The sequence below is a fragment of the Bradyrhizobium sp. genome (genome assembly GCF_035484855.1).
In the GTDB taxonomy this organism is placed as follows: domain Bacteria; phylum Pseudomonadota; class Alphaproteobacteria; order Rhizobiales; family Xanthobacteraceae; genus Bradyrhizobium.
This window is the reverse complement of sequence record NZ_DATHOP010000244.1, coordinates 1-21,996: the sequence shown is the minus strand read 5'-3', so window position 1 is coordinate 21,996 and position 21,996 is coordinate 1. Positions and strand designations below refer to the sequence as shown.

Genomic DNA, 21,996 nt, shown 5'->3' with positions numbered 1-21,996 from the left:
ATTCGAGCAGCCGTCTTGCGATTCGGGTCATCTTCCGATCTGGCCCGCGCATTGTGCCTCGCCCCTCACCCGGATTGCTTCGCAATCCGACCTCCCCCCGCAAAAGGGCGGGGAGAGGTTGAAAAAGAGATCACGCGATGAGCCCCGTCATCCCCTTCACGGCCACGCTCTCCGGGAACACCCGCTCGGCCAGCACGCGCTCGGCGATGCCGAGATGGTCGCGCAGCACGCCCTTGATCGCGGCGCGGAGGTCGGTGGTGGGCTTAAGATCGCGGTTCTCATAGAGGTTGGCGGGTTTCAGGCCGGGCCAGTCTGATATCACCCGGCCGCCTTTCACCGCGCCGCCGGCGAGCAGCGCGATGGTGCCGGTGCCGTGATCGGTGCCTTCGGTGCCGTTGATCCGCGCGGTGCGGCCGAACTCGGTGGCGACCACGACCACGGTATCGCGCCAGCGTTCGCCCAATCCGCTTTCGAATTCCGCGAACGCGCCGTCGAGCCCTGACAGCAGGAACGCCAGACGGCCGACCGGACCGCCTTCATTGGCATGGGTGTCCCAGCCGTCGAAGGCGAGTGCTGCGATCCGCGGGCCGTCGTCGGCCGCCATCAATTTGGCGGCGCCGCGCGCCACCTGCCGCATCGCCGCCACGGCATTGCCGCCGGGTTTCGGCTTCATGTCGTCGCCCTGCGCTGCCTTGTCGAGCTGCAGGCCCTGCGACAGTGCCGACGCCAGCGCCGGATCGCGATGACGGTAAAGTTCGACCAGCCGCGTCGCGGTGTCGTCATCGGCCTGCGGCAGCGCCACCGGCGCCCAGCCGACGGTCGGTGCCGCGCCGCGCAGCACCAGCGGCGTGGTCGGCCCGACCGCGAGCGCGCTCGTCACCCGCTGGCCCTTCGGCAAGGCTTCCAGCGCGCGGTTGAGCCAGCCGGATTGCACCCGGCCGGGCCCGGCAAAGCCGCTTTCGAGCACGTCCTGGCCGTCGAAATGCGAGCGGTCGCGATACGGCGTCGACACCGCATGGATCACCGCGGCATGCTTCTCCCGGTACATCCGCGCGAATTCCGGCATCGAGGGATGCAGCGCGAAAAACGAATCCAGCATGGGCGCTGCGTGCGGACCATCGGCGGTGAGCGCGATCGAACCATGCAGGGCCGCGTAATCCGGATCGCCTACCGGCGCCACGGTGGCAAGGCCGTCGAGCGCACCGCGCAGGATCACCACGATCAGGCGCGGGTCGCGGCCGTCGGCGGCGCGCGCGAATTTCGGCAAGTAGGCCCAGGCCGCGAACGAGGCGCCGCCGAGCAGCAGCGCCCGGCGCGATGCCGGGAACGAGGTGCGGCTTTCGCAGCAATCCATTCTCGTTTCCATTGCTGTCATCTCCTCTGCAATTCCGGCGACATCAACAACAGCGCCAGCGCCTGTTGCCGCGTCTCCGCGCGCTCGATGGTGCGCCTTGTTTCCGGTGAGGCGGCGTCCGCCGCGGCAAACTCCAGCAGGTCGCGGGGATCGATATTGTTGCCGAGGCGCGAGGCGATCTGCGCCGAGATGTCGAGCCGCAGCTTCATGCCTTCGGGCGCGGCCCAGGCCGCATTGGTGTCGGCAAAACCGTTCGGACCGGCCGGGGTCCATAGCGGCTGGCCCAACTGGTTGAGACCGCCGAGATAGGCGCCGGGATCCTCGGGAACGCGCGCCAGCAGGCGGCCGGTCGCGACCAGGAATTCATACGGCGAGCGCATCTTGGTCAACGGCGCCCGCCAGGCCTCGTCGGAATCGACCAGCGCCATCGTCATCTTCAGGAGGTCGCCGTCGGATTTGCGGAATACGTCCTGCAAACGTGCCACCAGCACGGGCGGCGGATCGTCGGCGACGAAGTGGCGGACGAATTTGGTGGCGATGAATTTCGCGGTGGAGGGATGGCGCGCGATGTCCGAGAGCGCCGCTTCGCCCTGCGCCACGCCGTTGGCCTCGTAAACCCTGCCGAGCAGCGGTTGCGGACCCGGCTGATGCGCATTGGCGTTGAAGACGAAACTGCCGGGCGCGCCGAGCTGTCCTTGCCGCCCGGCAAAGGTCCAGCCGGTGATGATGCGCGCCAGCGAGGTCACGTCGTCCTGGGTGTAGCCGCCGCCGACGCCGAGCGTATGCAGCTCCATGATCTCGCGCGCGAGATTTTCGTTCAGCCCGCGCTTGCGGTTCTGCCCGGCGCGACTGTCCGGGCCCAACGACTGCTGGTTGTCGAGGAAGAACAGCATCGCCGGATGCTGCTCGACCGCCCTGAGCATGTCGGCGAAATGCCCCAGCACATGCGGGCGGATCGCCTCGCGCTCGAACGAGCCGGCCCACATCCGCGCCAGTTCGCCCTTGTTGGCGGAGATGCAGAAATGGTTGGACCAGAACGCCACCAGCCGCTCGGTTATTCCGCAGTCGGCGATGATCGAACGCTGCAGCCGCGCCAGCGCCTCGGCGCGGTAGGTTTTCTGGATGACGTTGAGCGGCTGGGCCTGTTGTTTGGCGGCGTTTTGCTGAGCCGCGTCGGGCGCAGTCATCGTCGCGGCGGGATTGGCGTTGTCCGCCGTCTTCATCGCCGGATCTTTTCCCGCGATTTCCATCGCGACGCTGTTGAGCGAAAGGCTTCGCCGCGGCGTCTTGCCGTCGGGTTGCGCCGGCGGCGCCGGATTGGCCTCCGAGGGGGCACCGCCCGCCTTTGCCGCCGCCTCGCGCGCGGCCTTGACCTCGGCCTGATAGGCGAACACCGCCTCTGCCAGCGCCGGGGTCGACTGCAGCCCCGGCATCTCCAGCAGCACGCCGTTGGGACGGCTCAATTCCGCCTTGACATAGCCGCGCGGGTCGGAGGCGGCATTGACCAGATCGCCGGAGGCGCCGCCGCGGGCGCCAAAGCCGAAGCGATTGAGCGCGACCAGCGCTGTTAGCGAATCGCGGGCCATCGGATTTCCCTCAGGTGAATCCTGCGCGTATATTGCAGGCGGAGTATACCCCAGTTCGGCATGAACCGGACATGAAGAACGCGACTGCGATTCGGTTCAATTGATGACAAATCGGTTAGAAATGCCGCCGTCCCGGCGCCTCGCCTGTTCCCGATGCGGAACGGAATTCAGCTGCGGCCTGTCGGGATCGTGCTGGTGCGCCGAGGAAGGTGCCCGCCTGCCGCTGCCGGGCGATCAGGCCGAGGATTGCCTGTGCCGCGAGTGCTTGCGGAAGGCTGCGGGACACACGCAGGCTGTGGAATAATCGGCGCGCTATTCCATCGTCATGGCCGGGCTTGTCCCGGCCATCCACGTCTTTCATTCGATAGGACAAGCAAGAACGTGGATGCCCGGGACAAGCCCGGGCATGACGAAAAATTATGCCCTACTCTGCTGGTCCCGCGCACGAGAGCCTACACCGGATAGCCCGGCGACCGCCGCGCCATGCCGTCGAAGGCGTCGAGCAATTTTTCCCGCCAGGCATGGATCGGATCATTCTCGGCGAGCAGTTTGAAGGGACTGACCACGCGCGCCCACTGGAACGGGCCGAATACGATGTAGTCGGCGTAGTTCGGCTTCGCGCCACCGAGAAAGGCTTGCGTCTTCAGGGTCTGCCGCATCGGCTCCAGCGCGCGGCGGAAACCCTCGACAGCCTTGTCGCGCCCGGCCGCCACTTCTTCCAGCGGCTTGCCGAAGCGCACTTCGCGCGTCTTGCGGAAATAGTCCGCATCGACCGGCTTCAGATGCGGCGGGATATCCGCGACGATCAGCGGAAACATGCCGCCGACCACGGCGATGTCGCCCCACCAGTTCATCATCCGCCCGACGGCGCGGCCGCCCTCGCCGCCGAACAGCGACGGACGTTCCGGATATTTGTCCTCGAGATAATTCGCGATCGCCCAGGAATCGGCAACCGAACTGTCGCCGTCGAGCAGCACCGGCACCTTTTCGGATTGATGCGGGGCGATCGCGTCCTTGTCGGTGAAGCACCAGGGAATGGTTTCCGCAGAAAACCCCTTATGCGCCAGCGCCATCCGCGTCCGCCAGCAGAACGGGCTGAACGGGCGCGATACGTCGGTGCCGACCAGTTCGAAGAGTTTGAGTGACATGATTTTTCCTCGCCTATCTCAAGCCGTCATTGCGAGGAGCGAAGCGACGAAGCAATCCATCTTCCTGCTTGTTGATAGATGGATTGCTTCGCTTCGCTCGCAATGACGAATTATACATAAGCTGTCATGCCCCGCGAAAGCGGGGCATCCAGTACGCCGTGACGTCCGGGTGACTCACGACCGGCTGCGTTTACTGGATCATCCGCTTTCGCGGATGATGACATCGAGGCGTCACTTCACCACTGCCGCGGTCTGGCCGAACAGCAGCTTGCGCTCTTCCTCGGTGCGGATCGCGGGCTGGCCGAAATTCGGATTGACCTCTTTGGCCATGGCGTAGGCGCGCACCGTGGCCGCGCGCGCGCCGATGGTCTCCAGCCAGCGTTTCAGATGCGGGAAATCGTCGATGTTCTGGCCCTGGTTCTTGTAAGGCACGACCCAGGGATAGCTCGCCATGTCGGCGATCGAATAGTCGCCGGCGATGAATTCGCGATCCTTCAGCCGCTTGTTGAGCACGCCATAGAGCCGGTTGGTCTCGTTGACATAGCGAGTGATGGCGTAGTCGAGTTTTTCCTGGGCGTAGTTTCGGAAGTGATGGTTCTGGCCGGCCATCGGCCCGAGCCCGCCCATCTGCCAGAACGTCCACTGGATCGCGTCGTAGCGGCCGTAGAGGTCGGCGGGCAGGAATTTGCCGGTCTTCTCGGCGAGGTAGAGCAGCATCGCCCCGGATTCGAAAATCGAGATCGGCTTTCCCCCGCCCTTCGGCTCGTGATCGACCATCGCCGGAATCCGGTTGTTCGGCGCGATCGCCAGAAATTCCGGCTTGAACTGGTCACCCTTGCCGATGTTGATCGGGAAGACCTTGTAGGCGAGCCCGGTCTCCTCGAGAAACATCGTGATCTTGTGGCCGTTCGGCGTGGTCCAGTAATAAAGGTCGATCATGGGCGTTCCTGTCCTGCTTGGCTGCGCAAATTGGATGCGATTGCATGAAGTTCACCGCATCACCGCGGCGAAGTCAATGGCGGGGGGTTGCTCGTCGCGCCGAATTGATGCGTCGGCCGGCCCACGCCGAAGAGCCGCCTGCTATTGAATCGTCGCGCTCATCTGCACCGTTGCAGTGACATTGGTACCGGCGTCTCCATCGCCAAATACGGCAAAGGTGAAGGAGTCATTGCCCTTGAAGCCGGGCTTTGACCGGTAGGTCACGCCGATCGGCCCGGCCGACGCGGACCCGTTTTTCGGTGGCGATGTAATCTTGACCGACTTGATTACGGTTTTGGATCCGGTGCGGGTCGTGGTTACCGCGCAGGACTCGCCGCTTGCCGCAAGCAACGTGCCGTTGGTTACCTGACCGAACACGAAGGAAAATCGAAAGGTGCAGGCCTGCGCGCTCGCGCAAAACAGGAAGGAGAAGGACAAAATCAACAGGAGTCGCGACACGACTATCCCCCATGAAGATCGAATTGCCGCTTGGGGATTTTAGGCGTGCCGTCCCAGCCTTTGCAAGTCCGCATCGCTGCCGTGGTGCGTGACGGCTGGCTGGACCGGCGCAGCCCTGTCAGCCGGCGCGGCCGTGCGCGCGCAAGAATTTTTCGCCGACCTCGGTGATCGTGACCAGCACGCCGCTTCCTGCGACCGTCTCGCGCTCGACAAAGCCGCGGTCGACCGCGTCCTCCCAGATCGTCAGCCGCGGGCACGACGTGCGCCAGGTCGCGATCACCTCGGAATAAAGCCGCGGCTCCCGCGCGATCCATTCGACCAAATCGAGCACCAGCGGATCTGCGGTTTCGACCATCGGAATCTCCTTCGTCAGAATGCCAGCGCGTAGCTGCGCGAAAGCAGCAGCCAGCCGCCATAGAGGATGTAGTAGCCGGCGACCGTGGTGATCAGCCGCTGCGCCCAGGTGCGGAATTGCAGATCGGTCATGGCTTCGAGAATGCGCCGCGCCAGCGACGTCCCGAGCATCGATGCGGCGATGGCGACGCCGGCCAGCACCGGATCGAGGGTCGCGGCCTGGTCGATGATGCCGCCGAAATAGATCAGCTTCAGGAAATGACTGGCGACCTGGCAGGTCGCCTTGGTCGCGACGATGCCGCGGCGGTCGAACTGGCCGCCGAGGAAGAAGGTGTCCATCAGCGGGCCGGAAACGCCGGTCATCAGCATCAGCCCCATGCAGATCGAGCCGTAGAGCGTGCCCTGCCAGACGCTGTTGGGATCAGGTTTCAGCTTGGGCGGCATCAGCCGCGCCATGAACGGCGTCACCCCCAGCATCAACAGCGCCACCGGCTTGTCCGGCACGTAGCGGGTGATCGACCACGCCGCCAGTGCCGCGGCGCATCCGATCAGATAGACCCCGACCGGCCGCCACCGGATGTGGCGGCGCCACAGAAAGGCGCGCCAGCCGTTGGACGCCATCTGCGTGATGGCATGCAACACCATCGCGGTCGGCAGCGGCATCAGCGCCAGCAGCACGCCGATCAGGATCAGCCCGCCGGCCATGCCGAACAGGCCAGACAGGAACGCGGTCGCGACCATCAACAGGCCAAGCGCTGCGATCATCAGCGGCGTCATTGCAAATCCCCCGCCGATATTTCTGCCCTGCTTGTAACGGGCGTGCAAACCGAGTTATCTTGCCCTGGCATCAGTTTTCCTGAGGGTGGCAAGTTTTTTGGGATGGCATGCGGCGGCTCCTGTTTCTCAACGGCATCAAGGCGTTCGAGGCCGCGGCCCGCAGCGGCAGTTTTGCCGGCGCCGGCGCCGAGCTCAATGTCTCGGCGGCGGCGGTGAGCCGGATGGTGCACCTGCTGGAGCAGCGGCTCGGCGTCGAATTGTTCGAGCGCAAGGCGAACCGGCTGGCGATGACGCCCGCCGGCCGCGCCTATCAGGGCGGACTGACGCCGATCTTCGATGCGCTGGCGAGCCTGACCGCGCAGGTCACCGCGCCCTCTGGGCTGCGCGTGCTGACCATCGGCGTCGGGCCGACCTTTGCGATGAAATGGCTGATCCCGCGGCTGGCGGATTTTCGCATTGCCGAGCCCGACATCGAGGTGCGCATCGCCACCGGCGGTGCGGCGGCGCCGTTCGCCGACGACTGGAGCTGCGGCATCCAGCTCGGCGACGGCGAATGGCCCGACCTCACAGCCGAGCCTTTATTCGCCGCCGATCTGTTGCCGGTCTGCGCGCCGCGGCTGGCGGCGCAGCTGAAACGCGCGAGCGACCTGCGCGGCCCGAACCTGCTGCGCGTGGCGCATGCTTCGGAGGATTGGCCGCTGTGGCTCAAGGCCGCCGGCGTGGCCCGGGTCAGCGCGCGCGGGCCGGAATTTCAATTCTACGGCCAGGCGCAGCAGGCGGCCGCCGACGGGCTCGGGGTTGCGATGGGCATCCGGCCCTATATCGACGACGACCTCGCCGCCGGCCGGCTGGTGGCGCCGTTCGCGCTGAGCGTGCCCAAGGGCATGCGCTGGTACCTGGTCTATCGCGGCTTCCGCACCGAGCAGCGCGATTTTGCCGCCTTCAGGCGCTGGATCATCCGCGCCGCTGTCGGGCCAGCCGGGCGCTGCGCGGCAAGGCTGCCGGCCGGACGCAGCGCCCCGCCGGTTGAGACTTCTTGAAAAGAAAATCGGAGGATGTGAACGGCTTCACATCCGTCCCGGCCGGCGCATGTTTTGGTTCGGACATCCAATGCGGTGGGCTGCGCGGACGAGACCGTCGGCGGCTCACCCGATTTGAGTGCGGCAGGCATCCCATGTTTGGATCCGACACCATATCGAGCGAGCAGCCTTCCCGGACGGTGCGGTCCGACTGTCCGGACTGCGACGGGCGTCTTTCGATCCTGCGCGTCATCGCGGGCAAGGCGGGGTCCGAATACTGGACCATGCGCTGCACGAAATGCGGCGGGATTCATCTCGATATCGTCAAGGCGCCGGCGCCTTCGCACGCGAGCTGAGCTGTTTTCGAGTCACCTCGCCCCGCTTGCGGGGAGAGGTCGAAATTCGCGGCAGCGAATTTCGGGTGAGGGGGACTCACCGCGCATTCGGTTTTTGTTGAGGCAGCCCCTCACCCCACCCTCTCCCCGCGAAAGAGCGGGGAGAGGGAGCGGTCAGGCGGTGAACGCCGCATCAATCGCGGATTGCGCCTCGCGCTGAATCTGCCGCAGGTGGGTTTCGCTCTTAAAACTCTCCGCATAGATCTTGTAGACGTCTTCGGTGCCCGAGGGCCTTGCCGCGAACCAGCCGTCGTCGGTGATCACCTTGATGCCGCCGAAGGATTGGCCGTTGCCGGGCGCGGCCGTCAGCGCGGCGCGAACCGGCTCGCCGGCGAGTTCCTTCAGGCCGAGCTTTTCGCCCGTCAGCGCCTTCAGCAGATTCTTCTGCGCCGACGTCGCCGGCGCATCGATCCGCTCGTAATAGGGCACGCCGAGTTCGCGGGTGAGGATGTCGAACAGCTGGCTCGGATCGCGTTTCGTCCGCGCCGTCATCTCGGCGGCGAGCAATCCGAGGATCAGGCCGTCCTTGTCGGTGGTCCACACCGTTCCGTTCAGCCGCAGGAACGAGGCGCCGGCGCTCTCTTCGCCGGCGAAGCCGAAGCCGCCGCCGATCAGGCCTTCGACGAACCATTTGAAGCCGACCGGCGTTTCCACCAGCTTGCGCCCGATTTTCTTGGCGACGCGATCGATGATCGCGCTACTGACGATGGTCTTGCCGACCGCGCTGTCGCTCCGCCACCCCGGGCGATGCTCGAACAGATAGGCGATCGCGGCCGCGAGGTAGTGGTTGGGATTCATCAAGCCGTTGGAGCGGGTGACGATACCGTGGCGGTCGGCGTCGGTGTCGTTGGCGAACGCGACGTCGAACTTGTCGCGCATGCCGATCAGCCGCGCCATCGCATAAGGCGACGAGCAGTCCATCCGGATCTTGCCGTCCCAGTCCACCGTCATGAAACGAAAGGTCGGATCGACGGCGTCGCTGATCACGGTGGCGGCGATGCCATAGCGCTCGATGATCGGCTGCCAGTAGCGCACCGCCGCGCCCCCGAGCGGATCGATGCCGATCTTCACCCCTGAGCTGCGGATCGCCTCCATGTCGACGACATCGGCGAGGTCGGCGACATAGGGCCCGATATAATCGTAGCGATGCACGTTGGCCGATTTGCGCGCGCGATCGTAATCGATGCGTTTTATTCCCTTGAGACCGTCCTCGAGGAAACCGTTCGCGGCGCGTTCGATGGCGGAGGTGATGTCGGTATCGGCCGGCCCGCCATTGGGCGGATTGTATTTGAAGCCGCCATCCTCGGGCGGATTGTGCGACGGCGTGATCACCACGCCGTCGGCAAGCCCGCTCTCGCGACCCTTGTTGCTGGTGAGGATCGCATGCGAAATGACCGGCGTCGGCGTGTAGCCGTCATGTTCGTCGATCATCGCCTCGACGCCGTTGGCGGCGAACACTTCCAGCGCGCTCGCCAGCGCCGGCTCCGCCAGCGCGTGGGTGTCGATGCCGATGAACAGCGGCCCGTCGATGCCGGCGGCCTTGCGATGATCGCAGACCGCCTGGCTGATGGCGAGGATGTGGTTTTCGTTGAAAGCATTGTTGAGCGCGGAACCGCGATGGCCCGAGGTGCCGAACGCCACGCGTTGCGAAGGTATGGCGGGATCGGGCTTTTCGGCGAAATACGCCGTCACCAGCCGCGGAATGTTCGCCAGCATCGACGGATCGGCCGGTTTGCCGGCGAGCGGGTTGATGTTGGCGGCCACGGCGGTTCCTTCGTGCGTTCAGGGAAGCATTGTAGAAGGGTTTTGCGGTGACGAACAAGGGATCGCTGGTCCCCAGCCGTCATTGCGAGGAGCACTTGCGACGAAGCAATCCATCTTGCTTCCCTGACGCATGGATTGCTTCGCTTCGCTCGCAATGACGGCTGATTAAGCCGCCCCCTACTCCACACTCGCCTTCTTCGGTTCGACCACTTCGAAATCCGGGGTGAAGTCGTCGAGCAGGCCGAACAGCTCGCGCAGCTTCAGGGGGTTGCCCGATATACCGACGTCGCCGGTGGCGATGCTGCCGACGAAGGAGCGCTGCTTGAGCGTGATGGCGTCGAGCGCCGCGCGGGTCAGTTTCACGCCGGCATCGGCGTCGTCGGCGAGTTTGCCGGCGCGGTGGGTCAGCGCCGAATTCTCCAGGTTCATCACATAGGTCTCGTTGGAATCCGTAAAAGTCCAGTTGATGACGATGTGCTTGCCCTCGGCCTTCGCGGCATTGAGGCGGACGCCGAGGAAATCGAAGGCCAGATCGATCGAGACCCCCTTGAGCAGTTCGGCGCTCCCCCCAGAGGCCGGCAGCGGCGGCACGCCGCGGCGCAATTCGGCCGCGCCGACCAGATAGGCGTTGCGCCAGGTCGCGGCCTCGCTCTGATAGCCCAGCTGCTCCAGCGCGTCGGCGCCGAGCGCGCGGGCTTCCTGGTTGGCGGGATCGGCGAACACCAATTCGCTCATCACGCTCGCGACCCAGCGATATTGCCCCTTGGCAAAATCCCCGCGCGCGCGCCTCAGGACGGCGTCCGCGCCGCCCATATATTCCACCTGCTTGCGCGCCTCCTCGCTGCGCGGCAATGGATTGAGATCGGCGGGATTGGCGTCGTACCAGCCGAGATAGAACTGGTAGACCGCCTTCGCGTTGTGGCTCAGCGTGCCGTAATAGCCGCGCGAATACCATTCGCCGGCAAGGCTCGCCGGCAGTTTCAACTGCTCGGCGATCTCGGTCGGCGTCAGGCCGTGGTTGAGCAGCCGCACGGACTGGTCGTGGATGAACTTGTAGAGGTCGCGCTGCTTCTTCAAAAAGGCAACGATCCGCGCATTGCCCCACATCGGCCAGTGATGCTGCGCGATCACGGCGTCGGTCTTCTCGCCATAGCGCACGATCGCCTCGTCGATATAGCGCGACCACAGCCGGCCGTCGCGGATCTCGGCGCCGCGCAGCGTGTAGAGATTGTGCATGTTGTGGGTGGCGTCTTCCGCCATGTCGAGCAGCCTGAACTGCGGAAAATACATCAGCATTTCCGAAGGCGCCTCCGAGCCCGGCACCAGATGGAATTCGATCTCGACGCCGTCGACCGTCCGCGTCTCGTAAGGCGCCTTGATCAGATCGTTCGGCGCGATCAGCGAGACCGTGCCGCGCGACAGCGCCTTGCCGAGCCCCTCGTCGACCTGCGCGCGCTCGCCGACCGGCAGCGTCACGCCGTACATGTATTGCGCGCGGCGGCTCATGGCGTTGCCGGCGATGACGTTCTCGGCCACCGCATGCTCCATGAATCCGTCCGGCCCGATCACCCTGATCTTGCCGCTGGCCGCGTCCTCCGCCGACATCACGCCCTTGGCCCCGCCGAAATGGTCGATGTGGCTGTGGCTGTAGATCACGGCGACCAGCGGTTTTGCGGGCCGGTTTTGCAGATAGAGATCGAGCGCGGCTTTCGCGGTTTCGATCGACAGCAGGGGATCGATCAGGATCAGGCCGCTATCGCCCTCGATGATGGTGAGGTTGGCGAGATCGAGGCCGCGCACCTGGTAGACGCGCTCGGTCACCTTGAACAGGCCGTTGACGGCGTTGAGCTGCGCCTGCCGCCACAGGCTGGGATTGACGGTGGCCGGCACCGTGTCGCTCTGCAGGAAGGCATAGGGTTTGGTGTCCCATACCGGTTTCGCACCCGGGCCGGCGACGACGCCATCCGGCAGCGTGGCGATGAAACCGCGCTTGACGTCGTCGAAATCGGCGCGGTCGGCAAACGGCAGCGATTTGGCGAAGAGGTCATTGACCGCGCGCGTCGCCGGTTCCGCGTCCCGGGATTGTGCTGACACCTGCTGACAGGAGAGCGCGCCGGCCGCGAGCGCGATGAGCCATGTCGTCGCCTTCAGAGGACCCTTCATCCGCGCTTCTCCTTTGCCCTTTTCTGGCAGCCGGACTCATCCCATATTCGCCCCATGGCGAAGAATCCAGACCAACCGAAAAAGCCTCGTAAAACCCCGAAATCGAAGGCCCCAAATTCCAAGGCTTCGCGCCCCGACGTGCAGCCGATCGGGCCGGCGCTGGCCGAACTGCTCAATCCCGCGATCAATCGCGGCGACGCGGGCCTCGGTTCGGGCACCGGCCTGCAGCCGCCGCCCGACAATTCCTGGGACCGCCGCGCCGGCGGCGAAGCCGCCGCGCATCGGGCACGGAAGTCGACACGCGCGACCGGCGACGATGTGGCGAAACGGGATGCTTCCTTCCCCCCTCCTCCCGCGCGCCCCTTGGCGCGTGGCGGGGAGGGAGCCCGCCCCGGACTTGATCCGGGGTCGGGGGTGGGGGGTGGTGCAGCGAGTCCGACTGCCCGCGAGTACGACGAGGGTGGTGCAGCGAGTCCCTCTGCCACCGAGTCTGCTGAAGCACCCCCCACCCCCGACCTCGAGAGCGAGCTTCGCTCGCCTCGGACCCCGCCGCTTCGCGGGGGGAGGGGAGAAGAAAGAGGCGGCCTCGGCGAATCCCCGCAACGCGAATTCGCGCCGGCCAATTACGGCACCGCGGCCACCATTCCCACGCTCGATCCGGAACTGGCAAAGCAGCTCGGCTTCACCACCGAGGAGGAAGACGCCGCTGCGATGGCGCGGCCGCCGCGCAACAAGATGGAGGCGCTGGGCGTCGCCGCGACCGCGGATGCGCTGGACGCGCTGATCCGCGACGGCCGGCCCGAGTTCAAGGGCGCGGACGGCCAGATCAAAATCTGGACGCCGCATCGGCCGCCGCGCCCGGAGAAATCCGAAGGCGGCCAACGCTTTGTCATCAAGTCCGAATACGAGCCGAAGGGCGACCAGCCGACCGCGATCGCGGAGCTGGTCGAGGGCATCGCGCGCAACGACCGCACCCAGGTGCTGCTCGGCGTCACCGGCTCCGGCAAGACCTACACCATGGCCAAGGTGATCGAGGCGACGCAACGCCCCGCCATCATCCTGGCGCCGAACAAGACGCTGGCCGCCCAGCTCTATGGCGAGTTCAAGAATTTCTTCCCCGACAACGCGGTCGAGTATTTCGTCTCCTATTACGACTACTACCAGCCCGAGGCCTATGTGCCGCGGACCGACACCTATATCGAGAAGGATTCTTCGATCAACGAGCAGATCGACCGCATGCGCCATTCGGCGACCCGCGCGCTGCTCGAACGCGACGACGTCATCATCGTGGCTTCCGTGTCATGCATTTACGGTATCGGCTCGGTCGAGACCTATACCGCGATGACATTTGCGCTGAAGAAGGGCGAGCGCATCGACCAGCGGCAGCTGATCGCCGACCTCGTCGCCCTGCAATACAAGCGCACGCAGGCCGATTTCACCCGCGGCACCTTTCGCGTTCGCGGCGACGTCATCGACATTTTTCCGGCGCACTACGAGGATCGCGCCTGGCGCGTCAATTTGTTCGGCGATGTCGTGGAGAACATCGAGGAATTCGATCCGCTCACCGGCCACAAGCAGGACGAGCTGGAATTCATCAAGATCTACGCCAATTCGCATTATGTGACGCCGCGCCCGACGCTGGTGCAGGCGATCAAGTCGATCAAATCGGAATTGAAGATGCGGCTCGACCAGCTCAATAACCAGGGCCGCCTGCTGGAAGCGCAGCGGCTGGAGCAGCGCACCACCTTCGATCTCGAGATGATGGAAGCCACCGGCAGCTGCGCCGGCATCGAGAACTATTCGCGCTACCTGACGGGACGCCGCCCCGGCGAGCCGCCGCCGACGCTGTTCGAATATGTGCCCGACAACGCGCTGGTATTCGCCGACGAAAGCCACGTCACGGTGCCGCAGATCGGCGGCATGTTCCGCGGTGACTTCAGGCGCAAGGCGACCTTGGCGGAATACGGTTTCCGCCTGCCCTCCTGCATGGACAACCGCCCGCTGCGCTTCGAGGAATGGGACATGATGCGCCCGCAATCGGTCGCGGTGTCGGCGACGCCTTCCGCCTGGGAGCTGAACGAGAGCGGCGGCGTGTTCGTCGAGCAGGTGATCCGCCCGACCGGGCTGATCGATCCGCCCGTCAACATCCGCCCGGCGCGCACCCAGGTCGACGATCTCGTCGGCGAGGTCCGCGCCACGGCGCAGGCCGGCTATCGCAGCCTCGTCACCGTGCTGACCAAGCGCATGGCGGAAGACCTCACCGAATATCTGCACGAGCAGGGCATCCGCGTCCGCTACATGCACAGCGATATCGACACCATCGAGCGCATCGAGATCATCCGCGACTTGCGGCTCGGCGCCTTCGACGCGCTGGTTGGCATCAACCTGCTGCGCGAGGGCCTCGACATTCCCGAATGCGCGCTGGTCGCGATCCTCGACGCCGACAAGGAAGGATTTTTGCGCAGCGAAACCTCGCTGATCCAGACCATCGGCCGCGCCGCGCGCAACGTCGACGGCAAGGTGATCCTCTACGCCGACCAGATCACCGGCTCGATGCAACGCGCCATCGCCGAAACCGACCGCCGCCGCGAAAAACAGGTCGAATACAACACCGAAAACGGCATCACGCCCGAAAGCATCAAGAAATCCATCGGCGACATCATGAACTCTGTCTACGAGCGCGACCACGTGCTGGTCGAGATCGGCGACGGCGGCATGGCCGACGACGTCATCAGCATCGGCCACAATTTCGAGACGGTGCTGGCCGACCTCGAAACCCGCATGCGCGAAGCCGCCGCCGATCTGAACTTCGAGGAAGCCGCGAGACTCCGCGACGAAGTCAAACGCCTCCGCGCCACCGAGCTCGCGGTCGTCGACGACCCCACCGCCAAACAGCGCACCGTCCAAGGCAAAGCCGGCGCCTATGCGGGATTAAAGAAATACGGCGAGTCCGCGAACCTCCCCACCGCCTCGCTGAAAAAGCGCGGCGGTGGTGCGATGCGCGCCGCCGCCTCTTCCCCCTCGCCCCGTTCTTCACGGGGAGAGGGCCGGGGTGAGGGGCGATCCACGGGCGGTGCCAACACCCCCGCCTCCAAAATCCACAAACCCCACCTCGACGAAATGCACGGCCCGGAATCCCTGCCCTTCCGCCCGAGCGGCGCCCTGCCCAAGAAACCATTCGGCGACAACAGCCGGATCATCCAGCCCACCGACTCCCGCGAATCCGGGCCTGAATTCGGGCCATCCCCGCGATCGACAGGCGGCGCACCGGGACATCGCGGCGGGTGGAAGAAGCGGTAGGGCGCCGCCCGGTCATGGTACCATGCAAAATTAAGCGTTCATTCCGCCGCGATCAATCTCGCTTGCGAATGGTTTGCGTAAGTCTTCCACGTCGGGGTATAGCCTTCGTCGGCCTGATCGCCCCATGTTATCCAACCCTTGCGAGTCCCTCGACCAAATAATTCGAGAAACGGACCCGGACTGCATGACTCGATGATCTCGTATTGCTCGTCCGGTTTTCGCGAATGTTCGCGTTTGCGCGTGCCTAGCAAATTCACTTGACTCCGACCGGGCGCGAGAGTCCGCGCGTTCTTGCCGCGCACGCCAAACAATATGAGTTCGGTGACATTGCGGAAATAGAATCCGACGCCTCGCCCATCGGAACCACCGTCCTTACGTATCTTGTGCCAAACTAGGTTGGATTTGTAGTTGAACCCCCAAGCTTTCATGACGGCAAGGCCGTCAGGCAAGAGCGCATTGGGGCACCACAGGTAAAGATGTGAAGTTGGCGCAGATATCTGCGCCACCGGCAACGCGGCAATTTCATTGAGCTTCATAGTGTCGTAGCGATTAAGGCGCTTATGCTCGGGTGCGACCTTGCCGGTTTTGTTTGCAAATTGCCAAGGTGGGTCCGCAAGAACCGTTCCAACACGTCTTCCACCAGTCGCTTCCCACAACTCTTCAACGCCGCACATCAAGCACAATCCTCTCTCATACTTCAAATCCCGCAGCGGTGAATTGATCAAAGAGCTGCGCTTTGATGAAGGACACAAATTCAAGGTCTTCTTCGCTGTACTGGCGGTAAGGGCTCTTATGTGCGCTTACTCGGCGAATCTCATTCAATTTTTCAAGCCAAGTCAGATAATATTTTTTTCCTTTCTCCCCAGCCATTGGCACGTTAAATATCGGCTCAAACTCCGTCCAATTGGACGGTTGCTTTATTATTTTTTCAAAATCGATGAGATCAAGATATGCCTCCTTCGGAGCACGCTTGGCTACAGTCGCCTGCTGCTGTTTCTTGTAGGCATTCTGCTTGATCTCGACATTCTCGATACCAGTATCCCAATATGCCTTTTCGCCAGACGGCAACTCGTGAGTCCCATGGATCCTTTTCAAAGTCTCAATGACAACTTTTGAAATTGCACCTTGTAGATCACCGATATCCTCGTCAGCTTGTTGGACTCGCGCGTCGGCGGCATGCGCCTTGTATTTCTTGAAATCCTCTCCACCAAAATCTTTATGCTTCTTCTGGACGATCTCACAAAGATTGTAGAAATAGTCTCGCACACCTCCCTCTCCAAACTTCCGAGCAAAATTTGCCTCAATCTGTTTGTCGGAAGCGGCAGCAAGGAAAGTGCGAATGGGCTCGATGAATGAGATCAACGCTGCAGCTACTTTTTCAGGACTCTCGATGCTCGGATCGAAGTCTCCAAGTTCCGCTAGAGAACGCAAGATCTCTTGTATAAGTTGGAAATGAGCACGAATTCCAGGATTGACACATACGTGCGCAGCTCGCCCTTTTTCCCATCGAAGGGGATTAGCATCCATTAGCGAGCGGAAATATCCATTTGTTATCTTTCGAGCGCGCGCGAGCGTCTCATCGTCGGTTTGCCCCGCAAAGAATCCAGGAATCTTCGACTTTTTCGGCAAGACCCGCCCGAAAAGATTCGAACGCACCAAGCCTTTTACCGCCTCCGCAATAGTAAGATTCTGGGTCTCGGTTGGCAGAAGACCAGGGATCTCAAACCTTCTAAAGAACGGGCTTGTGTTGTCGCTGTTGATTATCCGAACGAGGGACGACGCCAGCGCGGAGATTGACTCTTTTGGGTCGCCAGACCCCAGCTTTAAATCTGCCTGAAGTGTGACAAGCAAACCCTTAGGAACACTTCGTTGCTCATGATTTATTGTGATGAACAAATCCGCTTCGGCTTTTGTATCCATCTTCTCGAACGCCAACACAAATAGACTCGTGTCCAAGAATCGATCCGGAATATTCGAAAATCCGTAGAGCCGATGTTGTCCATCGATTACCCAAGCAGATTTAAATTTGCTCGGTAAATACAACAAGCCAAATTTGATATTCGGGTCAGCATTGTCTTTGTTTGATAATAGGTCGAAGCGACATGTCTCGGTGAAATTGACCAAGATATTCGTTGGAAAATAGCCGCCGCGCTGAATAAACGCTCCGATGTCAGTGATCCGCTTCTTGTTGATCATGCGTTGATAAGCGGGGCGCCCATCTGGATGGTTTAGCGCCTGATGATTGACGAATGCGATCTTCAAGAGGTGTCGAGCACTTATGACGAAGCTGTAGTAAGTGTGAGCGCCAAATCGACCGCGTACGGCCGGAATGCGGACATTCTCCAAATGAGGAATTTCCTGCCCTTCCAGAAATTCGGCGAGAAATTGATATCGGCCTGCAGTGCCGATGTGTGAAACGAACGCTTCGAAATACTGAAGTTCGTTCTCAGTAATGATACGAAGGTTTGCTTGCTCAGCCCGTTCGACATCTTTTTCGGCCCAGATCACGTTTGCAGTCGCAAAGAGCCAGATGATTTTTGGATTATAGCCGTTTCCAAAATGTGATCGCACAGCTTGACTTACTTTCCGCTGCGTCTGCTCTATCTCCTCAATTTCCTTTTGTAGAGATCTTCTGCCCCTAGTTTCTCGCGCCCGACATTCAACGATTATTGCCGTTTCATCGTCCTTCGCGAATACATCGACCCACTTCGAGCCAAGAGTACCATCCGATTGCTTGTATTGAATTCGAAATTTTTCGGAGCTTAAAACAGGATACCCCATTTGAAAGAATAGAGACCAAATGCGATCCTCTAGCCTCGCATCGGGTGATTTGGATTTTTTCATCCAGGTATGAGTGCGTGTTGGTTTGTGTACTACCCAGCCTTGATCCAAATGATGCCGTTCTTCATCTGACGAAATCTTCTTGTAAACAAACGGGTCCCTTCGACGCCTGGAGGTTGCTCGCAACGACTCTTGGTCGACTAGAGGGCCCAGAAGCCCCTCGCGTTCTGACCCAACTTTGGTAGGCATGCGTTCCCTCAACCCAGTCAGCTCTTCATCGCTGAAGGCGTCCCTTCGGGGCGTGACTATGCACCATCACAATCGAGCGTTGATAAAAGGATTAAGAAACGGTTAACGTCGCCCCTAAACTATTGAAAACACTTATGCTTCCTGTTGCAAACTGTGGATTTATTTTGATTTCATTTCACGCGGAGGTTATCATTTGCGATCTTGAGGAGGCTCGCATGGCCTGGTTTCTCAACTTCTACAAGTGCGCCCGCTGCAGGCGCAGATGGACCGACGAATGGTCCTGCATGTGCGACGACGAATGCCCGCACTGCGGCTTTCGGGATATGACGCCTTACGAGAGCGAAGAACTGACGACGATCATCGAAGAGGAAGGCAAAGAGTTCGTCGTCCTCTGGTCGCCGGAGACAGCCGAGCACAATCCCGATTATCGCGAGCTTGGCCGCTTCCCGTCGCGCGAGAATGCGCTCGAGTTTATCGGCGCAGACGGGTGAACTCGTCATTCCGGGATGGTCCGAAGCACCAGACCCGGAATCACGAGATTCCGGGTTCGCGCTGCGCGCGCCCCGGAATGACGGCGGAGACCGCACGATTTGCCCGTCGGGTTATTTTGTCGCACCCTTTTCATAAACTTCTTCTTTACCGAATATTCGGAATATCCTATATTCCCTCTGTCCCGCCCCACTAAAGGGGCGTTGCGCAACGTCAACAACGCGGGGCGGGATGCGGTGGACGCTGAGGGTGCCTTTGACGAATGGCGCCGGAAGCGTACGGCAAAGACGTGTGGGCCTGGCACCCCGACGCTGGTGTCAAGTTCGCGTTAAGGAACGCGGATGACGGTGGCCAACAAGCCCGGAGCACCGGGGCGAGCACGTAGCAGCCGTAAAACCATTGCGTGGGGAATGCCGGGTGATTCCGGTGTGACCTGCTAACGTGTGTGCGCTCTACCCACTCCCATTGCACACACGGCTATCGGGCGCATCGGCCGCCCGGCATTCCCTGCGCCCTTTGTTTGCAGAGGGCGGGAAATAAACCAATACCTCGCGCAAATGCATGCGGCGAGATCGCGAAGTCATGCACAGTTGTCGTCACCCGCGAAAGCGGGTGATCCAGTATTCCAGAGACGCCAGTGATTGAATCGAGAAGCCGCGGCGTACTGGGTTGCCCGGTCAAGCCGGGCAATGACAGGGAATGTGGGCGGCGCTTTGCGCCGACCCGTTGGCTCGCAATGACGGTTTCCAGATCGTTCGCGTCCCAGGCTGTTTGAAACGTGAAGCCGCAAGTTCTTCCTCGTGTCCCGGACGCGGTGCAGCGTTCTTCACGCTGCGCCGCAGAGCCGGGACCCACGGGCAACACGATGGACCCCGGATCAGCAGCGCATCACGCCACAAGGGTGGCGCGCTGCGCAGCATCCGGGGCACGTGGGAGCGCGCCTTGTGGTGCGGGCTGTTACGACCCCTTCGTCACCACGTCCGCGATCTTCTTGTCGGACGGGTTCACGATCAGGACCTTGTCCTGGGTCATGGCGTAGCGGTAGGGTTTCACGGCCGGCACGTCGCGGGCGGCCTGGCGCGGCAGCGGATAGGTGCTAAGGCCGGAGGGGATCGCCTGGCCCGCGGCCGCGTTGAAGCCGGACGGCGCGGGCTGGTTGGTGGCGTGCAGCCTGAGATCCTTCCAGATCTCCTTTTGCTGCGTGGCCGAGAGGTTGAGCGTGTCGCCGGCCTTGGTCATGTGGCTGGCGGCGGCAGCGGCGGACACCCCGGACAGCAGCAATGCGGCGGCGACGGCGACGGACGTGGATTTCCTCATGTCGGATACTCCTTGGAGAAATCGTCGCCCGTGCCGATCAAACCGCCCGGGACGTGCAAGGTTGCATTAAATCGGGGAAAGGCTCCGCGCCCTGCCGCGCGACCTGCGATGCCGGGCATACAAAGCCGCGCGCATTTGCTAACATCGCCCGCGCGCCAAATTCTTCAACCCGGCGCAAGGGAGAGCAGCCATGGCCAAGGGTCAGATGCGCAGCAACAAGGAAAAGAAGAAACCGAAGGCCGACAAGAACCTCAAAAAGGGCGGGGCGGCGCCGTCGCCGTTCGCCACCGGCAAGACGCCTTCGGGCCAGAGCCCCAACAGCAACAAGAAGTGAGGATTGCCTCACCCCGGCCGGCTGACGGGCCACGCGCCCGGGCCGGCCGGCCCTGAAAGATCTTCGCATTGCAGGGTTTTCGGTCGAGGGCCGCCGCGCGCGACACGATGCGCCGCCGCCTTCGCTCATTGAGCTATGGCGGACGGATTGCGGCATGCGATGGCCGGATCCGGCGGCCGGATTACGCCACGCGCGCCCGATAGCGCCGGCGCCCGGCCAAATAAAGGCGGGTGCCTTCTCCAAAATACATCTCCTGGTAGTGAACCGTTTTTGATATGTTAACGTCAAACGGGTTGAAATGCGCCGCCGATCGATCGGCAGGCAATTCGGCCCACCCTGCGGGCTGCAATCCGAGTCGGGCCCCCACCACCGGCGGAGACGAAGATGGTCGAGCAACTCAACCGGCAGCGCGTCATCAACATGCTCGAGACGTTCTACGCCGGCGACATCGAGGGCGCGCTCGACCGCTGCACCGACGACGTCGACTACATCGCCTCGGCGCCGGTCGACATCCTGCCGCATCTCGGCCACCACCGCGGCCGGGCCGAGGTCCGGCAGATGTGGCAGACCGTGCGCGCCCGCTATACCAGCATGCGCTACGAAGCGCCGATCACGGTCGCCGAGGGCGACAAGGTCGCGGTCTATATCCGCGCCTTCTTCACCAAGCGCAGCAACGGCCGGGTCATACAATTCGACGTCGCGTTGTTTGCCACGCTGCGCGACGGGCGCATCGCGCAAGTCCGCGAGGTCATCGATTCCTTCGATCTGGTGCAGCAGGTGCTGGAGCGCGACCTCGCCGCGCTGCTGGCGGAGACGCGGCCGGACAAGGCGTAGGGGCAATAACGTGTCCCGGACGCGGTGCAGCGTTCTTCACGATGCACCGCAGAGCCGGGACCCAAGGGATACGGAGTCACCATGGGCTCCGGATCAGCAGCGCAGCACTCCGTGCTGCGCAGCATCCGGGGCACGCACCTCGATTATGGTGAGACAAGGCCGCCACCATCATATCGGCTCGTCGACCGAACATTATTTCTCCCGCCGCGTTGAACCTCGCTGCCCCCAGCCGCGACACATCTCGGGAAATTGCTGTTACCGACCGGCGAACCATCCTCATGAAAATTGCGTTGCTGGCGTTGCTGGGACTGTTGCTGGGCGCGCTCGGCGGCGCGGCGCTCGGGATCGGCGCGGGGCTCGCCTGGGTCGAAATCTTCCAAACCACCGGTTTTGAAGGCTATAGCGGCATGCTGGTGTTCTTCACATTCATGCCGATCGGCGCCGCAATCGGCGGACTCGCAGGCGCGCTGCTATTCGGCGTCACGGCGGCCCGCGACGCCGAAATGGCTGCAAGACAATCGCCCACTGCTCCGTTTGACGGTACGGCAGGACCTTGAGGCGGAATTCGTGCCATGCAAAAAGGCGCTTGCATTTTGTATACATATCACTATTTGAAGCTTCAAATAGTGCAGCCTCCAGGCAGGGCGTCGCCAATGACACCCATCAGGGCCGGTCGCTGATTTGCAAAACCATTT

20 protein-coding genes are annotated in these 21,996 nt (G+C 62.6%); 8 read left to right on the top strand and 12 right to left on the bottom strand.

Annotated elements, in window-relative coordinates; translation table 11 throughout:
- Positions 1–130 precede the first annotated feature (130 nt).
- Both VK804_RS27975 and VK804_RS27970 read right to left on the bottom strand, forming a co-directional pair.
- Positions 131–1,366, bottom strand: a complete 1,236-nt coding sequence (locus VK804_RS27975; RefSeq protein WP_414642856.1) for a DUF1501 domain-containing protein — start codon at positions 1,364–1,366, stop codon at positions 131–133.
- A gap of 5 nt (positions 1,367–1,371) precedes the next feature.
- On the bottom strand, positions 1,372–2,940 hold the full coding sequence (locus VK804_RS27970) for a DUF1800 domain-containing protein (protein ID WP_325376258.1): 1,569 nt from the start codon (positions 2,938–2,940) through the stop codon (positions 1,372–1,374).
- A gap of 103 nt (positions 2,941–3,043) precedes the next feature.
- Between VK804_RS27970 and VK804_RS27965 the strand changes: the two genes are divergently transcribed.
- A complete protein-coding gene (locus VK804_RS27965) occupies positions 3,044–3,244 on the top strand; it encodes a hypothetical protein (protein ID WP_325376256.1) in 201 nt (66 codons plus the stop codon).
- Positions 3,245–3,392: 148 nt separating this feature from the next.
- On the opposite strand, the gene VK804_RS27960 is transcribed toward VK804_RS27965, so the two are convergent.
- From VK804_RS27960 to VK804_RS27940, 5 genes are all read right to left on the bottom strand, one after another.
- A complete protein-coding gene (locus VK804_RS27960; RefSeq protein WP_325376254.1) occupies positions 3,393–4,088 on the bottom strand; it encodes a glutathione S-transferase family protein in 696 nt (231 codons plus the stop codon).
- A 231-nt stretch (positions 4,089–4,319) separates the two neighbouring features.
- Positions 4,320–5,027, bottom strand: a complete 708-nt coding sequence (locus tag VK804_RS27955) for a glutathione binding-like protein (protein ID WP_325376252.1) — start codon at positions 5,025–5,027, stop codon at positions 4,320–4,322.
- A 141-nt stretch (positions 5,028–5,168) separates the two neighbouring features.
- Positions 5,169–5,525, bottom strand: a complete 357-nt coding sequence (locus VK804_RS27950) for a hypothetical protein (protein ID WP_325376251.1) — start codon at positions 5,523–5,525, stop codon at positions 5,169–5,171.
- Between the two features lie 118 nt (positions 5,526–5,643).
- Positions 5,644–5,880: a hypothetical protein gene (locus tag VK804_RS27945; RefSeq protein WP_325376249.1), complete on the bottom strand. Its 237-nt coding sequence runs from the start codon at positions 5,878–5,880 to the stop codon at positions 5,644–5,646.
- A 14-nt stretch (positions 5,881–5,894) separates the two neighbouring features.
- Entirely contained in the window at positions 5,895–6,656 is a 762-nt protein-coding gene (locus tag VK804_RS27940) for a sulfite exporter TauE/SafE family protein (protein WP_325376247.1), read from the bottom strand.
- A gap of 107 nt (positions 6,657–6,763) precedes the next feature.
- Here VK804_RS27940 and VK804_RS27935 point away from each other — a divergent pair, with 107 nt between their 5' ends.
- Together VK804_RS27935 and VK804_RS27930 are read left to right on the top strand one after the other, a co-directional pair.
- Positions 6,764–7,696 carry a LysR substrate-binding domain-containing protein gene (locus tag VK804_RS27935; RefSeq protein WP_325376245.1) on the top strand — a complete coding sequence of 311 codons (933 nt, stop codon included), beginning with the start codon at positions 6,764–6,766 and terminating at the stop codon, positions 7,694–7,696.
- Between the two features lie 134 nt (positions 7,697–7,830).
- Positions 7,831–8,031 (top strand): hypothetical protein, encoded by a 201-nt coding sequence (locus VK804_RS27930; RefSeq protein WP_325376243.1) that lies wholly within the window; start codon positions 7,831–7,833, stop codon positions 8,029–8,031.
- 153 nt (positions 8,032–8,184) lie between these two features.
- Here VK804_RS27930 and pgm read toward each other — a convergent pair whose 3' ends face one another.
- Together pgm and VK804_RS27920 are read right to left on the bottom strand one after the other, a co-directional pair.
- Positions 8,185–9,834, bottom strand: a complete 1,650-nt coding sequence (pgm, locus tag VK804_RS27925) for a phosphoglucomutase (alpha-D-glucose-1,6-bisphosphate-dependent) (RefSeq protein ID WP_325376241.1) — start codon at positions 9,832–9,834, stop codon at positions 8,185–8,187.
- Between the two features lie 177 nt (positions 9,835–10,011).
- A complete protein-coding gene (locus tag VK804_RS27920) occupies positions 10,012–11,997 on the bottom strand; it encodes an alkyl/aryl-sulfatase (RefSeq protein ID WP_325376239.1) in 1,986 nt (661 codons plus the stop codon).
- A 54-nt stretch (positions 11,998–12,051) separates the two neighbouring features.
- Between VK804_RS27920 and uvrB the strand changes: the two genes are divergently transcribed.
- Positions 12,052–15,297 (top strand): excinuclease ABC subunit UvrB, encoded by a 3,246-nt coding sequence (uvrB, locus tag VK804_RS27915; RefSeq protein ID WP_325376238.1) that lies wholly within the window; start codon positions 12,052–12,054, stop codon positions 15,295–15,297.
- 38 nt (positions 15,298–15,335) lie between these two features.
- On the opposite strand, the gene VK804_RS27910 is transcribed toward uvrB, so the two are convergent.
- Together VK804_RS27910 and VK804_RS27905 are read right to left on the bottom strand one after the other, a co-directional pair.
- Entirely contained in the window at positions 15,336–15,971 is a 636-nt protein-coding gene (locus VK804_RS27910; RefSeq protein ID WP_325376236.1) for an MT-A70 family methyltransferase, read from the bottom strand.
- 16 nt (positions 15,972–15,987) lie between these two features.
- Positions 15,988–18,327, bottom strand: coding sequence for a DGQHR domain-containing protein (locus tag VK804_RS27905; protein WP_325376234.1), 2,340 nt, complete (start codon positions 18,325–18,327; stop codon positions 15,988–15,990).
- Between the two features lie 215 nt (positions 18,328–18,542).
- Here VK804_RS27905 and VK804_RS27900 point away from each other — a divergent pair, with 215 nt between their 5' ends.
- Positions 18,543–18,818 (top strand): hypothetical protein, encoded by a 276-nt coding sequence (locus tag VK804_RS27900; RefSeq protein WP_325376232.1) that lies wholly within the window; start codon positions 18,543–18,545, stop codon positions 18,816–18,818.
- Between the two features lie 955 nt (positions 18,819–19,773).
- Here VK804_RS27900 and VK804_RS27895 read toward each other — a convergent pair.
- On the bottom strand, positions 19,774–20,133 hold the full coding sequence (locus VK804_RS27895; protein WP_325376230.1) for a hypothetical protein: 360 nt from the start codon (positions 20,131–20,133) through the stop codon (positions 19,774–19,776).
- 190 nt (positions 20,134–20,323) lie between these two features.
- On the opposite strand from VK804_RS27895, the gene VK804_RS27890 reads away from it, so the two are divergent.
- The 3 genes from VK804_RS27890 (at position 20,324) to VK804_RS27880 (ending at position 21,858) form a co-directional block, all read left to right on the top strand.
- On the top strand, positions 20,324–20,467 hold the full coding sequence (locus VK804_RS27890) for a hypothetical protein (protein ID WP_325376229.1): 144 nt from the start codon (positions 20,324–20,326) through the stop codon (positions 20,465–20,467).
- Between the two features lie 384 nt (positions 20,468–20,851).
- The gene (locus tag VK804_RS27885; protein WP_325376227.1) at positions 20,852–21,301 is read left to right on the top strand and encodes a nuclear transport factor 2 family protein; all 450 of its coding nucleotides are present in this window, start codon (positions 20,852–20,854) and stop codon (positions 21,299–21,301) included.
- A gap of 278 nt (positions 21,302–21,579) precedes the next feature.
- Complete coding sequence (locus VK804_RS27880) at positions 21,580–21,858, top strand: hypothetical protein (protein WP_325376225.1); 279 nt, start codon at positions 21,580–21,582, stop codon at positions 21,856–21,858.
- The last annotated feature ends 138 nt before the right edge of the window (positions 21,859–21,996 follow it).

Bases quoted from the DNA above. Each gene is read 5' to 3' on its own strand.
- VK804_RS27885 (WP_325376227.1), top strand. From the start codon at position 20,852: ATGGTCGAGCAACTCAACCGGCAGCGCGTCATCAACATGCTCGAGACG.
- VK804_RS27920 (WP_325376239.1), bottom strand. From the start codon at position 11,997: ATGAAGGGTCCTCTGAAGGCGACGACATGGCTCATCGCGCTCGCGGCC.
- VK804_RS27975 (WP_414642856.1), bottom strand. From the start codon at position 1,366: ATGGAAACGAGAATGGATTGCTGCGAAAGCCGCACCTCGTTCCCGGCA.
- VK804_RS27880 (WP_325376225.1), top strand. From the start codon at position 21,580: ATGAAAATTGCGTTGCTGGCGTTGCTGGGACTGTTGCTGGGCGCGCTC.
- VK804_RS27895 (WP_325376230.1), bottom strand. From the start codon at position 20,133: ATGAGGAAATCCACGTCCGTCGCCGTCGCCGCCGCATTGCTGCTGTCC.
- VK804_RS27890 (WP_325376229.1), top strand. From the start codon at position 20,324: ATGGCCAAGGGTCAGATGCGCAGCAACAAGGAAAAGAAGAAACCGAAG.
- VK804_RS27900 (WP_325376232.1), top strand. From the start codon at position 18,543: ATGGCCTGGTTTCTCAACTTCTACAAGTGCGCCCGCTGCAGGCGCAGA.
- VK804_RS27965 (WP_325376256.1), top strand. From the start codon at position 3,044: ATGACAAATCGGTTAGAAATGCCGCCGTCCCGGCGCCTCGCCTGTTCC.
- VK804_RS27955 (WP_325376252.1), bottom strand. From the start codon at position 5,027: ATGATCGACCTTTATTACTGGACCACGCCGAACGGCCACAAGATCACG.
- VK804_RS27970 (WP_325376258.1), bottom strand. From the start codon at position 2,940: ATGGCCCGCGATTCGCTAACAGCGCTGGTCGCGCTCAATCGCTTCGGC.
- VK804_RS27945 (WP_325376249.1), bottom strand. From the start codon at position 5,880: ATGGTCGAAACCGCAGATCCGCTGGTGCTCGATTTGGTCGAATGGATC.
- VK804_RS27910 (WP_325376236.1), bottom strand. From the start codon at position 15,971: ATGTGCGGCGTTGAAGAGTTGTGGGAAGCGACTGGTGGAAGACGTGTT.
- VK804_RS27935 (WP_325376245.1), top strand. From the start codon at position 6,764: ATGCGGCGGCTCCTGTTTCTCAACGGCATCAAGGCGTTCGAGGCCGCG.
- VK804_RS27940 (WP_325376247.1), bottom strand. From the start codon at position 6,656: ATGACGCCGCTGATGATCGCAGCGCTTGGCCTGTTGATGGTCGCGACC.
- VK804_RS27905 (WP_325376234.1), bottom strand. From the start codon at position 18,327: ATGCCTACCAAAGTTGGGTCAGAACGCGAGGGGCTTCTGGGCCCTCTA.
- VK804_RS27960 (WP_325376254.1), bottom strand. From the start codon at position 4,088: ATGTCACTCAAACTCTTCGAACTGGTCGGCACCGACGTATCGCGCCCG.
- uvrB (WP_325376238.1), top strand. From the start codon at position 12,052: ATGGCGAAGAATCCAGACCAACCGAAAAAGCCTCGTAAAACCCCGAAA.
- VK804_RS27930 (WP_325376243.1), top strand. From the start codon at position 7,831: ATGTTTGGATCCGACACCATATCGAGCGAGCAGCCTTCCCGGACGGTG.